The organism is Streptantibioticus cattleyicolor NRRL 8057 = DSM 46488, from assembly GCF_000240165.1.
Taxonomy (GTDB): Bacteria; Actinomycetota; Actinomycetes; order Streptomycetales; family Streptomycetaceae; genus Streptantibioticus; species Streptantibioticus cattleyicolor.
In genome coordinates, this window is the sequence record NC_017586.1 from 2559196 (window position 1) to 2572469 (window position 13274).

Consider the following 13274-nt stretch of genomic DNA (forward strand, 5'->3'; position numbering starts at 1 on the left):
GTGGCCCCGTACGAACGCGCGAAGGTTCCCGGCGGAAGCGGGAAGGATGAGTCGCGTGGGAGGCCGTCGGATGTCCGGGTCGGTGCGCCGGGCCGGGCGCGCGGTGGCCCGCGCGGCGGGGCGGGCCGGGGGCGCGGTGCGGGGGGTGATCCGCCGGCTGACCCACGCGCAGGGCGCCGGCGAGTCGGGGCTGGGGCGGCTGATCGAGATGCACGCGGTCAACCAGGCCGGCGACATGCTGGTCACGGTGGCGCTGGCGAGCACGGTGTTCTTCTCGGTGCCCACCGGTCAGGCGCGTGGCCGGGTGGCGTTGTACCTGCTGGTGACGATGGCACCGTTCGCGGTGCTGGCGCCGGTGCTCGGCCCGGTGCTGGACCGGGTGCCGCACGGGCGCCGGGTGGCGATGGCGGTGTCGATGGTGGCCCGCGCGGTGCTCGCCTGGGCGATGGCCTCGGTGGTCTCCGCCGCCGGGATCGGGCTGTACCCGGCGGCGCTGGGCGTCCTGGTGGCCGCCAAGGCGATGGGCGTGGTGCGCAGCGCCGCCGTACCGAGGCTGCTGCCCCCGCGGATCTCGCTGGTGCGGGCGAACTCCCGGATCACCCTGTCGGGGCTGCTCGCCGGGGCGGTGGCCACCCCAACGGGTGCCCTGCTCCACCTCGCCGGGCCGGCCTGGCCGCTGTACGCGGCGTTCGGCGTCTACTCGGCCGGGGCCTTCCTGTGCCTGTCGCTGCCGCCCCGCGTCGACTCCCCGGCCGGGGAGACGACGGGGGCGGACCCGCCGTCCGGGGCAGGTGTCACCCGGACGGCCGGGTGGCCTTGGCCGCCCGGAGGACGGCGGGGCGTCGGTCCGCTGGCGGCCGGCGGCGCGGTGCTGCCCGCGCTGCGCGCCAACTGCGCGCTCAAGGCGCTGACCGGGCTGCTCACCCTCTTCCTCGCCTTCGTGCTGCGGGAGCATCCGCTGGACGGGCTCGGCGCGGCGTTCTCCCTCGGCCTGCTCGCGGTCGCGGCGGGCGGCGGCAACGCGCTCGGCAACGTCCTCGGCGCGTGGCTGCGCGCCCGTACCCCGGAACGGATCGTCACCGTGGTCCTGGCGTCGGCGCTGGCCGTCACCGCCCTGGCCGCGGCCGGCTACGGCGCGGTGACGGTCACCCTGGCCGCCACCGTCGCCGGGCTGACGCAGGCGATGGGCAAACTCGCCCTCGACGCGCTGATCCAACGGGACGTGCCGGAGGCGGTGCGCACCTCCGCGTTCGCCCGTTCCGAGACCGCGCTCCAACTCGCCTGGGTCTTCGGCGGCGCCCTCGGCATCGTCCTCCCGCTGAACGGCACCGTGGGCCTCGCGGTGGGCGCCGCCCTGGTGGCCCTCGGCGCGGTGGTCTCGCTGCCCGGCCTGCTGACCGCGGGCCGCCGCGCCGCATGAACCCCGGGGTCGCCCCGGATCACGCGATCGGGCCCGGGCCCGGGCTCCGGACGGCCGCGTGGCGGCCCGGGGCCACGCGCCCGACCCGCGGGGCCCGCGGGTCGGGCGCGGCACGCCGCACCCCCGCGCGGCGCGGAGCGGACCGCCCGGTAGCCTTCAGGACCATGACCATTCGCCGCAGTGCCGCCGCCGTGGGTGCGGTCGCCGTCGGGCTCCTCGCCCTCTCCGCCTGCTCCAAGCCGACCCCGCTGGCGACCGTCACCGCGGGCTCGTCCTCCGTCCAGTCGGAGGCCGTCTGCTACAACGACGGCAAGCCGCTGTCCCAGAACGACCTGAAGTCGTGCCTGGCCAAGACGCCGTCGGAGACGATCAAGGTCAAGTCGACCGACAAGCTGCACGTCGGGGTGGACCCGGCGATCGCCGACAAGGGGTGGGCGCTGCTGACCGGCAGTGTGCAGCGCACCAACGTGCTGACCAGGCAGACGTACTACAGCCTGCCGGACGCCGGCGCGCTCTTCACCGACAACCAGACCGGGCAGCGCAGCAAGTCGGTCGAGCTGGCCGTGGTCGAGGTCGCCCCGGGCGGTGGCACCACGGGTCTGTGGAAGGTCAAGCTGGAGCTGACGGACTGACGGGCGGCCCGGGCATGTCATCGGCCTCCGCGTCACCGCCGCCCCCGGCCGGGCCGCGGCTGCTGGTGGTGACGGCGGTGGACGCCGAACGCGACGCCGCCGCGCGTGGCCTCGCGCCGTCGGGCACGGCCAACGCGGGTACCCAGGTGCCGTTGGCGGGCGGGCGTTCGCTGCTGCGCATCCCGCTGGGCGACGGCCGGGCGCGGGGCGGCGCCGACGTGCTGGCCGCCGGGGTCGGCCCGGCGGCAGCCGCCGCGGCCACCGCCACAGCGCTCGCGGTCGCGGCGACCGGGGGCGAGGGGTACCGGCTGGTGGTCTCGGCCGGGATCGGCGGCGGGTTCGCGCCGGACGCCCCGGTGGGCTCCCTGGTGGTGGCGGACGCGCTGGTCGCCGCCGACCTGGGCGCCGAGACGCCGGACGGCTTCGTGCCCGTCACCGAGCTGGGCTTCGGCACCGTACGGCACACGGCGCCGGCCCGGCTGTCGCGGGCGTGGGCGGCGGCCTGCGACGCGGCGTACGGGACGGTGCTCACCGCGTCCACGGTGACCGGCAGCGCCGACAGCGCCCGGCGGCTGAAGGAACGTCACCCCACCGCGCTGGTCGAGGCGATGGAGGGGTTCGGGGTGGCCGAGGCCGCCGTGGCACACGGGCTGCCGGTGCTGGAGGTGCGGGCGGTCTCCAACCCGGTGGGCCCCCGCGACCGGGCGGCCTGGCAGATCGGCCGGGCGCTGGCGCGACTGGAGGAGGGCCTGCGCGCGCTGGTGCCGGTTCTCGAAGCACATCAGGAGGCTGGATTCGATGACTGAGGCCACCGGCCCGGCGGCCGGCGCCGACGACCCGCTGCGGATCGCCTACTCGCCCTGTCCCAACGACACGTTCGTCTTCCACGCCTGGGCGCACGGGCTGCTGCCGGGGGCGCCGGCGCTCGATGTGACCTTCGCCGACATCGACATCACCAACGGCATGGCCGAACGCGGTGAGTTCGACGTCCTCAAGGTCTCCTACGCGGTGCTGCCGTGGGTGCTGGACAAGTACGCGCTGCTGCCGTGCGGCGGCGCGCTGGGCCGTGGCTGCGGGCCGCTGGTGCTCACCCGCGACGGCGGTACGGCGGCCGGGCTGGCCGGCCGTACGGTGGCGGTGCCCAGTGAACGGTCCACCGCCTACCTGCTGTTCCGTCTGTGGGCGGCCACCGAGGTACCCGGCGGGGTCGGGCACATCGAGGTGCTGCCGTTCCACGAGATCATGCCGGCCGTGCGGGACGGGCGGGTGGACGCCGGACTCGTCATCCACGAGGCCCGGTTCACGTACCAGAACTACGGGCTGACCGGCCTCGCCGACATGGGCGAGCACTGGGAGGCCACCACCGGGCTGCCGATCCCGCTCGGCGCGATCATCGCCCGGCGGTCGCTGGGCGAGGACACGTTGCGCACCCTCGCCGACGCCGCCCGCGCCTCGGTACGGGCCGCCTGGGACGACCCGGTCGCCTCCCGGGGGTACGTGCTGGAGCACGCGCAGGAGATGGACGAGGCGGTGGCCGACCAGCACATCGGGCTGTACGTCAACGAGTTCACCGAGGACCTGGGCGAGGACGGCTACGCGGCGGTACGCGGGCTACTGACCCGCGCGGCGGCCGAGGGGCTGGTGCCGCCCCTCGGCCCGGACGCGCTGCGCTTCCCCGGGTAGTGGTCACCGTGCCGGAGCCGGGCGGCGCGCCGTCCTCCCCGTCAGACGTCGAGCTGGTCGGCGACGGCGCGCAGCACGCCGGCGATCTTGCGGCCGTGGGCCTTCTCCGGGTACCGGCCGCGTTGCAGGGAGCGGGCCACGTCCTCCAGCAGCGTGGTCACGTCCTGCACGATCGGCAGCAGTTCGTCGGGCTTGCGGCGCTGGGCCGCGGCCACCGACGGGGTCGGATCCAGCACGGTGACGGAGAGCGCCTGATCGCCGCGCTGGCCGGCGACGACACCGAACTCGACCCGCTGGCCGGGCTTGAGGGAATCCATCCCGGCGGGGAGAACGGACGAGTGCACGAAGACGTCACCGCCGTCGTCGCGGGAGAGGAAGCCGAAGCCCTTCTCGCTGTTGAACCACTTGACCTTGCCGGTTGGCACGTCCGACCTCGTCCTCGTCACTAAGAAAATCCGTGAGCACCGCTGGCCACGTACCGGAGCCGCTCCGGCACGCACCGGAATCGCTCCGGACAGCAGCGCAGCGGGCCCCCTGAAGACCCGCCTGTCACCAGGCTAATGGTCCGGGCGGCGGTGACAAGACGCCCAGGCCGATCCGGCAACCCCTCCCCAGCGGCCTACCCTGGTGCGGTGAGCAATGAAACCCGCAGGCCCGGCGACCTGCTCGTGAGGACCGGGGCCATCGTCTTCATCATCGGCGCCGTGGCCACTGCCGTGACCATCACCCCGCTGTTCATCGGCGGTCATCCGCTGCCGACCGCCGCCTATCTCGTCTCGATGCTGATGGGCGTCGGGATGGCGCTGGCCCTCGTCGGGCTGTTGCGGGCGGCGTTGGCGCAGCGCCGGGCGACCCGGGAGGCCGCCGCGGCGCGGTAGCCGGCCGGCCCCGGTCAGGCCGCGCCGGCCTCGACGTACCCGGCGAGCCAGGCCGGGAACTCGGTGAGGTCGGCGAGGATCACGTCGGCGCCGGCGGCGCGCAGTTCCGCCGCGTCGCACGGCCCGGTGGCGACGGCGACGGAGAGCGCGCCGGCGGTCCGGGCGCCGCGGACGTCGCCGACGTGGTCGCCCACGTAGACGGCGGCGCCGTGCGCGCGCAGCGCCTCCCCCTTGGCCTCGGCCCACAGCCGCCCGATCAGGGCGTCGGGGCGGATGCCGAGGTGGTCGAGGTGGAGCTGCGCGTTGGGCTGGTGCTTGGCGGTGACCACCACGGTCCGCCCGCCGGCCTGCCGTACCGCCGCGATGGCCTCGGCGGCGCCCGGCATGGCCGGGGTCGACTCGATGGCGTGCGTCACGTACAACTCCCGGTACCGGTCGGCCACCGCCGGGATCTCCTCGGGCGGGAACCAGTTGGCCAACTCGTCGTCGAGCGGCGGCCCGAGCCGGGTGACCGCGAGCGCCGCGTCGATGTACGTCCCCGTCAGCCGCGACAGCTCCTCGTAGGTGGCCTTGATGCCCGGCCGGCTGTCGATCAGGGTCATGTCCAGGTCGAATCCGACCGTCAGAGGGTGCGTGGCCATGGCAGCCATTGTGTCTCCCGCCCGCGCCGGGCCGGCCCCGGCCCGGGCCCCGGGGAGGCGTGCGCCACACCGGCCGGGGTCAGGTCGCGCGGCGGGAGCTTCGGGCGCTGCGCCACAGGAGGAAGGCGGCGGTGGCGAGGGCGGCGATCCGGATCACCACGGGCAAGTCGCCGGTGATCACGGGGGCGAGGCCGCCGTGCGGGATGGGGGCGCCCCAGCGGCCGGTGACGCGTCCCCAGAGCCAGACGCCGGTGCCGAGGGCGACGAGGCCGGGGACGCCGAGGGCGGCGAACTTGGCCTCGATACGGGTCAGGCCGCGCGTGGTGTAGGCGAGGAGCCAGCCGATGGCCAGGGCGAACCAGTTGCCGGTCACGGTGCCGGCCACGAGGGCGAGGGCGGCGAGGAGTTCGAGCGGGCCGACGGGCAGGCCGCGGCGGCGGGCGGCGGGGACACCGGAGGGCTCCGCGGCCCGCCGCGGCCACCAGCGGCGACGCGCCCTGCCCGGCGCCTCGGCGGCCTCCTCGGTCCGCTCCACGCCCTCGCCGGGACGGTCCCGGGTCCGCCCGGCGCCGTCGTCCTCGTCGTCGTCCTCGATCCCGGGGAGCAGGCCGCCGGTCCAACCGGCCAGGATCTCGTTGGTGCGGGCGCCGGAGGCCACCGGGTCCAGCGGCGGCGGCCCCTGCCACCACGCGTCGCCGGCCGCCTCCGCCGTCGAGGGCGTCGGAGGCTTCGGAGGCGTCGGAGGCTTCGTGGCTGCCGGAGGCGCCGTGGGCACCGAGGGCATCGGGGGCGGCTCCGGCGCGGGGCGTTCCCGGGGGCGTTCGGCCGCCGCTGCCGCCACCACCTCGTCCGGGCTGCCGAGGCGGTCGAGGACGCGGCGGACGGTGGAGGGGCTGTCGGCGGCGCCCCGGTCGCGTTCGATGTCCTGGCGCAGCCGGGCGACGAGTTCGGCCCGGGCGCGGGCGGGCAGCGCGGTCTGCGCCAGGTCGCCGACCCGGCTCAGGTAGTCGAAGACCAGCCGGTCGCTGTCGTTGCCCATCCGCGCACCACCATCAGTGAACCCGCCGTCCGTCTGAACCCGGCCCGGCCGCCGCCGTGTTGACCGTACCCCCCCGGCGCGCGGAGCGGCGAGCGCGCGGGCCCGGCGTCACGGGGCGGGCGGGATCGCGACCACAGGGCCTAGTGTGGGACGGATGACCACCCAGCGGAACCGGGAGGCGTTCGTGGGCAACGGCAACGGATCGACGGCCGCCACCGGTGGCGGCCCGGCGCCGCGTACCCTCGCCGAGGACCTGCGCGGGCGCGACGACGAGGCGCTGGCCGCGCTGTTGCGGGCCCGGCCCGACCTGGTCACCCCGGTGCCGGGCGACATGACGCAGTTGGCCACCCGGGCCGGTACCCGGGCCTCGGTGGTGCGCGCCCTGGAACACCTCGACCGTTTCGCCCAGCAGACCGCCGAGGCGCTGGCGGTCGCCCCCGACCCGTGCCCGTACGGCACGTTGCTGACGCTGATGGCGGGCGAGGAGGGCGATCCGGCGGTGGCCGAGGCGTTGCCGGCGGCGGTGGCCCAGTTGCGGGGGCGGGCGCTGGTGTGGGGCGGCGACGACCGGTTGCGGCTGGTGCGGGCGGCCCACGACGTGCTGGCGCCGGGCCCGGGGGCGGTGTCGCCGACCGGGCTGGGCCCGACGGTCGCGGAGGCCACCGCGGGGATGTCGCCGGGCCGGCTCCAGCAGTTGCTGGCCGACGCCGGGCTGCCGGCGACGCACGACCCGGTGAGCGCGGTCGCCGCCCTCACCGCGCTCTTCGCGGACCCGGCGGGGCTCGCGGCGCTGCTCGCCGGGGCGCCGGAGGGCACCGAGGCGGTGCTGGAGAAGCTGGTGTGGGGGCCGCCGTACGGGGAGGTGGCGCAGGCGGCGGAAGCGGTGCGGGCGGCCGACGCCCGGACGCCGGTGCAGTGGCTGCTCGCCCGTGGCCTGCTGCTGCCCGCGGGCGGCCACACCGTGGTGCTCCCCCGCGAGGTGGCGCTGCGGCTGCGCGGCGGACGGGCGCACCGTACGCCGGAGCCGGTGCCACCGGCCGTGGCGGCGGTGGCCACGCACGGCGAGGCGGGGGTGGACGCGGCGGCGGCAGGAGCGGCGTTCACCGCGGTGCGGGTCGTCGAGGAGCTGCTGGCCGGCTGGGAGACCGGCGGGCCGCAGGTGCTGCGGGCGGGGGGCCTGAGCGTGCGCGACCTGAAGCGGACCGCCGCCGCGCTGGAGACCGGTGAACGCGCCGCCGCCTTCTGGCTGGAGACCGCGTACGCCGCCGGGCTGCTCGCCTCCGACGGCGAGGTGGACGAGGCGTACGCGCCCACCCCCCGGTACGACGAGTGGCTGCGGCTGCCCACCGCCGAACGCTGGGCGGAGCTGGCCACCGCGTGGCTGGCGGCGACCCGTACCCCGGGGCTGGTCGGCGGGCGGGACGCCAAGGGGCGCACGCTGGCCGCGCTCGGCCCGGACCTGGACCGTACGGCGGCGCCGGAGGTACGGCGGCGGACGCTGGAGCTGCTGGCCGGGCTGCCGGCGGGCGGGGTGCCGGATGCGGCGGCCGTGCGGGCGCGGCTGGACTGGGAACGTCCGCCGGCCGCGCCGCGTACCGGCCAGTCCCGGGCGCGCGGGGCCGCCGGGGAGGCGGCGGCGCCGTCGGCCCGGGCCCGGCTGGCGGAGTGGACGCTGGAGGAGGCCGAATGGCTCGGGGTCACCGGGCGCGGCGCGCTCGCCGGGCACGGGCGGGCGCTGCTCGGCCCGGCGGCGGTCGCGGAGGCGGCGGGCCGGCTCGCCCCGCTGCTGCCGGAACCGCTGGACCACGTGCTGCTCCAGGCCGACCTGACGGCGGTGGCGCCCGGTCCGCTGCGCCGTCCGCTGGCGGAGGTGCTGGGGGTGCTGGCGGACGTGGAGTCCAAGGGCGGTGCGACGGTGTACCGGTTCACCCCGGGGTCGGTGCGGCGGGCGCTGGACGCCGGGCACACCGCGGCCGATCTGCACGCGTTCCTGACGGCGCACTCGCGGACCCCGGTGCCCCAGCCGCTGGCGTACCTGCTGGACGACGTGGCGCGGCGGCACGGCCGGCTGCGGGTGGGCGCGGCGTCGTCGTACGTACGCTGCGACGACGACGCGCTCCTGGCCGAGCTGCTGGCCGACCGGCGGACGGCGGGGCTGGGGCTGCGCCGGCTGGCGCCGACCGTGCTGGCCGCCGAGTGCGCCCCGGACACGCTGCTGGAACGGCTGCGATCGATGGGGCTGGCCCCAGCCGCGGAGTCGGCCACCGGGGACGTGCTGGTGACCCGGCCGGACGCCCGGCGCACCCCGCCGCGCGCCGCCCCGGTGCCGGTGCCGGAGGGGCCGCCGGTGCCGGACCGTACGCTGCTGGGCGCCGCCGTCAAGGCGATCCGGGCCGGCGACCGGGCGGCCACCGCGCCCCGCAAGCCCGCCGACACCCCGCCCCACCGCGCCTCCGGCCCGCCCCGCACCACCTCCGCGGAGACCCTCGCCACCGTCCAGGCCGCCGTCCTGACCGGCGAACCCCTGTGGATCGGCTACGTCAACGCCGACGGCGCCGCCAGCCAACGCGTCATCGAACCCGTCCGCGTCGAGGGCGGCTTCGTCACCGCCTACGACCACACCTCCGACGAGGTCCGCACCTACGCCCTGCACCGCATCACGGGCGTGGCGGAACTGGCGGAGGAGGGCGCGGGGTAGCCGCGTTCAGCGCTTCTGCCGCACCAGCGTGCCGGGGTCGATCTCCACCGGGAACGGCGTGCCGATCCGCGTCACGGCACCGTCCTCGGCCACCACGCGGTTCACGTAGCGGCCGTCCTCCAGCTCGGCCGCGATCAGCGTCGGGGAGGGCTCCAGCTCCAGCCGCCACAGGTGCTCGATGCCCGCCTCGGCGTAGTACGGCGGCTTGAGCAGCCGGTCGACCCGGCGGCCGTTGGAGGAGGGCGAGACGATCTCGACCACGAGCAGCGCCGACTCGGCGTCGAAGGTCACCGGGTCCTTGTCGGCGGCCTCGGCGCCCACCACGACGATGTCCGGGATGAACAGGCCGTCGGGCAGGATCAGGTTGACCGCTTCCATGACCTCGAAGGGCGCGCCCGCGGCTTGGACGGCGGAGTCCAGCGACTGGGCCAAGCGGGACAAGGCACGCTGGTGCCCGACCCCCGGCCTCGGCGAGAGCATGAGCGCCTCACCGATCAGTTCCCGCCGCTGACCACGGTCCTCCCCCAACGCCAGGACGTCCTCCGACGTCCACGGCCCGTAGCGCTCCTCGTGTGCCGCGACGCCCACCCTGCCGCCTCCCTCGTCACGAGCGGTCACGGTCAGTGTGACACCCGCCACCGACAACCGCCCCCGCTTCCCCGCCGATGAGGGACACTGGGTGTTTGGCCCGCACGGAAGGGATGGACGCGCGTGAACGGACCCCTCATCGTCCAGAGCGACAAGACGCTGCTGCTGGAGGTCGACCATCCGCGGGCGGACGAGTGCCGGCGGGCGATCGCGCCGTTCGCGGAGTTGGAGCGGGCGCCGGAGCACATCCATACGTACCGGGTGACGCCGCTGGGGCTGTGGAACGCGCGGGCGGCCGGGCATGACGCGGAGCAGGTGGTGGACGCGCTGGTGAGCTTCTCGCGCTACCCGGTGCCGCACGCGCTGCTGGTGGACATCGCCGAGACGATGGACCGGTACGGCAGGCTCACCCTCACCAAGGACCCGGCGCACGGGCTGGTGCTGGCCACCACCGACCGGGCGGTGCTGGAGGAGGTGCTTCGGTCGAAGAAGATCCAGCCGCTGGTGGGCGCCCGGATCGACCAGGACACGGTGGCCGTGCACCCCTCCGAGCGCGGCCAGATCAAGCAGACGTTGCTGAAGCTGGGGTGGCCGGCCGAGGACCTGGCCGGGTACGTGGACGGTGAGGCCCACTCGATCGAGCTGGAGCAGGACGGCTGGAGCCTGCGCCCGTACCAGCGGCAGGCGGTGGAGAGCTTCTGGCACGGCGGCTCCGGGGTGGTCGTGCTGCCGTGCGGCGCGGGCAAGACGCTGGTCGGGGCGGGCGCGATGGCCACCGCCAAGTCGACGACGCTGATCCTGGTCACCAACACCGTCTCCGCCCGGCAGTGGAAGCACGAGCTGGTCAGGCGCACCTCGCTGACCGAGGACGAGATCGGCGAGTACAGCGGGACACGCAAGGAGATCCGTCCGGTCACCATCGCCACGTACCAGGTGCTGACCACCAAGCGGAAGGGCGTCTACCCGCACCTGGAGCTGTTCGACTCGCGGGACTGGGGGCTGATCGTCTACGACGAGGTGCACCTGCTGCCGGCGCCGGTGTTCAAGTTCACCGCCGACCTCCAGGCGCGGCGGCGGCTGGGGCTGACGGCGACGCTGGTGCGCGAGGACGGCCGGGAGTCGGACGTGTTCTCGCTGATCGGCCCGAAACGGTTCGACGCACCGTGGAAGGAGATCGAGGCGCAGGGGTACATCGCGCCGGCCGACTGCGTCGAGGTGCGGGTCAACCTCACCGACGCCGAGCGGCTGGCGTACGCCACCGCCGAGACCGAGGAGAAGTACCGTTACTGCGCCACCACGGAGACCAAGCGCAGGGTCACCGAGGCGCTGGTGCGGCGGCACAAGGGGCAGCAGACGCTGGTGATCGGCCAGTACATCGACCAGCTCGACGAGCTGGGCGAGCACCTGGACGCCCCGGTGATCAAGGGTGAGACCAGCAACGCGCAGCGGGAGAAGCTCTTCGACGCGTTCCGCTCCGGCGAGCTGAGCGTGCTGGTGGTGTCGAAGGTGGCCAACTTCTCCATCGACCTGCCGGAGGCGACCGTGGCCATCCAGGTGTCGGGGACGTTCGGTTCCCGCCAGGAGGAGGCGCAGCGGCTCGGGCGGGTGCTGCGGCCCAAGGCCGACGGGCACGAGGCGCGGTTCTACTCGGTGGTCGCCCGGGACACCGTCGACCAGGACTTCGCCGCCCACCGCCAGCGGTTCCTGGCCGAGCAGGGGTACGCCTACCGGATCGTGGACGCCGACGACCTGCTGGCCGGGGACGAGGTGGGCTGACCCGGCGGCGTCCGGCGGCGTCCGCGTACCCGGAGGTACGCGGACGCGAGGAACGCCAGTCCCAGCAGCGGGTAGGCGGAGGCCAACGGCTGCTGCCACCACGGCAGGTGGAGGACGTAGCCGCCGGGCCGGTGCACGATCCACATGGTGCGCGCGGTGAAGGCCACGGCGACCGCGGCCACCGCCGCCCACCGCCAGGGCCGGCGGCGCGCCTCGGCGGCGAGTACGGCGAGCATCGGCACGCAGTACACCCAGTGGTGCGACCAGCTGATCGGGCAGATCAGCAGCGCGGTGACCGCGGCGCACAGCACCCCCCAGGTCTCCAGGCCGCGCCGGGAGGCGAGGACGGCGACGGCGAGGCCGGCGACGGCGGTGAGCGCGTCGGCGACGAGCCAGACCGTGCCGGGGGCGGGGGTGTGCAGCAGCCGGGCGAGGAGCCCCTGGAGGGACTGGTTGTCGACGATCCAGACCTTGCCGACCCGTTCGGTCTGGAAGATCCGGTGGGTCCAGAAGTCGCGGCTGGCGTCGGGGAGGACCAGCCAGCCCAGCAGTACCGTTCCGGCGAACGAGGCCGCCGCGGTGGCCGCCGCACGTACCCGTCCGGACAGCAGCAGGTAGACGGCGAAGAGCCCGGGGGTCAGCTTGATGCCGGCCGCGATGCCGATGGCGATGCCCTTGCCGCGGGCGCCGTCCGGCCGGCCGAGGTCCCACAGCACCAGGCAGGCGAGGGCAAGGTTGACCTGGCCGAAGGCGAGCGTCTGGAAGACCGGTTCGAGCCATATGCCGAGGGCGACGGCGAGGATGATGCCGACCGGGCGCAGCGCGGCGCGGCGCGGCCAGCCGGCGAACCGGAACGACAGGTGGGCCAGGAGCCCCAGCAGCACCGCGTTGGCCTCGGTGACCGCGAGCCGCAGCACGTCCAGCGGCGGCCAGGCGGTCGGGATGAACAGGATCGCGGCGAACGGCGGGTAGGTGGCGGGCAGCCGCCACTCGGTGACCCGCAGGTCGTACAGGCCGTGGCCGCCGGCCGCGGCCTGGCCCTCGGCCCGGTAGACCAGCGCGTCGGCGAGCTGGAAGCGCATCGTCAGGCAGACCCCGGCGTACGCGGCGAGCGAGGCCGCCAGCACCACGGTGGCCAGCAGCAGCGGCCGGCGCGGCGCGGCGGCGAGCGCCACGCGCAGCGTCGACTGACGCTCGGCGGTGTTGCCGCCGTCGCCCACGGCTGTTGTGAAGGTCACGGCTCCACCCCTTTGGATCACCATCCGTCCCCGGCGGCGACCCTACCCGGCGGTGGCGTCGCCCCCCATGGAGCGGGCCGGCGGACGGGGTCGTGCCGACGGTGCGCGGGCCCGGTCAGCGCCGGCCGCCGCCGTCGCGGGCGGCCGGGACGCGGGGCGCCTCGGGCTGCCGGGCCGCGTCGGAGGCGTCGGCGCCGAGGACGACGACGCGGAAGGCGGTGTCGGCGAAGACGGCGATGGCGCGCATGGTGCTGCCGAGCAGGTGCCGGGGGTGGCCGCGCCGGTCGCGGGCCGCGGGGCCGGTGGCGGCGGCCGGGTCGCCGATGGCGGTGCTGCCCCGGAGCGGGGGAAGTGTCGTGGTTGCCATGTCTCCACGGTAGGTTTTCACCCCGCTGGCGCACATCGGGCCGCAGGATGACCAGGCGGTCACCGCGGGTGGTCCCCCGGGCGGGCCGGGCTCCGACCGCAGAGGTAGCGGTCCCCTAGGGGGCGGGCGGGGCGGCCCCGGGGCCGTGGGCGGGGCGCCGGGAAAAGCGTTGGCGCGATCATCGGGGCGGGCGTAGGATCGCGCGTCTTGCCGCCCGCGCGGCGCCGCCCGTGTCCACCGAGCCGGGCCGTCGCGGGGACGCCGTCCGGACGGAAACCGGTCGGCACGTGTCGCCAAGCCGCTCAGGTCGCACG

At 75.9% G+C, this 13274-nt stretch carries 13 protein-coding genes; 7 read left to right on the top strand and 6 right to left on the bottom strand.

The genetic code is table 11. The features are described from left to right. The first annotated feature begins 46 nt into the window (after positions 1 to 46). The 4 genes from SCATT_RS11310 to SCATT_RS11325 all read left to right on the top strand — a co-directional run bounded on the left by SCATT_RS11310 (position 47) and on the right by SCATT_RS11325 (position 3735). Positions 47 to 1420 carry an MFS transporter gene (locus SCATT_RS11310; protein WP_202446650.1) on the top strand — a complete coding sequence of 458 codons (1374 nt, stop codon included), beginning with the start codon at positions 47 to 49 and terminating at the stop codon, positions 1418 to 1420. 164 nt (positions 1421 to 1584) lie between these two features. After that, positions 1585 to 2052, top strand: coding sequence for a hypothetical protein (locus tag SCATT_RS11315; RefSeq protein ID WP_014627869.1), 468 nt, complete (start codon positions 1585 to 1587; stop codon positions 2050 to 2052). 14 nt (positions 2053 to 2066) lie between these two features. Beyond that, positions 2067 to 2858: a futalosine hydrolase gene (locus tag SCATT_RS11320; protein WP_014143169.1), complete on the top strand. Its 792-nt coding sequence runs from the start codon at positions 2067 to 2069 to the stop codon at positions 2856 to 2858. Beyond that, positions 2851 to 3735, top strand: a complete 885-nt coding sequence (locus SCATT_RS11325) for a 1,4-dihydroxy-6-naphthoate synthase (protein ID WP_014143170.1) — start codon at positions 2851 to 2853, stop codon at positions 3733 to 3735. Before SCATT_RS11320 ends, SCATT_RS11325 begins: the two co-directional genes overlap by 8 nt. A 41-nt stretch (positions 3736 to 3776) precedes the next feature. Here the strand turns inward: SCATT_RS11325 and SCATT_RS40590 are convergent, their stop codons facing one another. After that, positions 3777 to 4160, bottom strand: coding sequence for a cold-shock protein (locus SCATT_RS40590; RefSeq protein ID WP_014143171.1), 384 nt, complete (start codon positions 4158 to 4160; stop codon positions 3777 to 3779). Positions 4161 to 4367: 207 nt separating this feature from the next. Between SCATT_RS40590 and SCATT_RS11335 the strand changes: the two genes are divergently transcribed. Continuing rightward, positions 4368 to 4613 (top strand): hypothetical protein, encoded by a 246-nt coding sequence (locus SCATT_RS11335; protein WP_014143172.1) that lies wholly within the window; start codon positions 4368 to 4370, stop codon positions 4611 to 4613. Positions 4614 to 4627: 14 nt separating this feature from the next. Here the strand turns inward: SCATT_RS11335 and SCATT_RS11340 are convergent, their stop codons facing one another. Continuing rightward, positions 4628 to 5263, bottom strand: a complete 636-nt coding sequence (locus tag SCATT_RS11340; protein WP_014627872.1) for an HAD family hydrolase — start codon at positions 5261 to 5263, stop codon at positions 4628 to 4630. Positions 5264 to 5333: 70 nt separating this feature from the next. After that, positions 5334 to 6293 carry an HAAS signaling domain-containing protein gene (locus SCATT_RS11345; RefSeq protein WP_014143174.1) on the bottom strand — a complete coding sequence of 320 codons (960 nt, stop codon included), beginning with the start codon at positions 6291 to 6293 and terminating at the stop codon, positions 5334 to 5336. A 154-nt stretch (positions 6294 to 6447) separates the two neighbouring features. On the opposite strand from SCATT_RS11345, the gene SCATT_RS11350 reads away from it, so the two are divergent. Further along, a complete protein-coding gene (locus tag SCATT_RS11350; RefSeq protein ID WP_014143175.1) occupies positions 6448 to 8991 on the top strand; it encodes a helicase-associated domain-containing protein in 2544 nt (847 codons plus the stop codon). 6 nt (positions 8992 to 8997) lie between these two features. Here the strand turns inward: SCATT_RS11350 and SCATT_RS11355 are convergent, their stop codons facing one another. Further along, the gene (locus SCATT_RS11355) at positions 8998 to 9579 is read right to left on the bottom strand and encodes a Uma2 family endonuclease (RefSeq protein ID WP_014143176.1); all 582 of its coding nucleotides are present in this window, start codon (positions 9577 to 9579) and stop codon (positions 8998 to 9000) included. A gap of 123 nt (positions 9580 to 9702) precedes the next feature. Here SCATT_RS11355 and SCATT_RS11360 point away from each other — a divergent pair, with 123 nt between their 5' ends. After that, positions 9703 to 11355 carry a DNA repair helicase XPB gene (locus SCATT_RS11360; RefSeq protein WP_014143177.1) on the top strand — a complete coding sequence of 551 codons (1653 nt, stop codon included), beginning with the start codon at positions 9703 to 9705 and terminating at the stop codon, positions 11353 to 11355. On the opposite strand, the gene SCATT_RS11365 is transcribed toward SCATT_RS11360, so the two are convergent. Both SCATT_RS11365 and SCATT_RS11370 read right to left on the bottom strand, forming a co-directional pair. Beyond that, entirely contained in the window at positions 11304 to 12593 is a 1290-nt protein-coding gene (locus SCATT_RS11365) for a glycosyltransferase 87 family protein (RefSeq protein WP_014143178.1), read from the bottom strand. The two genes, SCATT_RS11360 and SCATT_RS11365, sit on opposite strands and share 52 nt — an antisense overlap. Before the next feature lie 115 nt (positions 12594 to 12708). Further along, complete coding sequence (locus SCATT_RS11370; RefSeq protein WP_014143179.1) at positions 12709 to 12960, bottom strand: hypothetical protein; 252 nt, start codon at positions 12958 to 12960, stop codon at positions 12709 to 12711. Between the last annotated feature and the right edge of the window lie 314 nt (positions 12961 to 13274).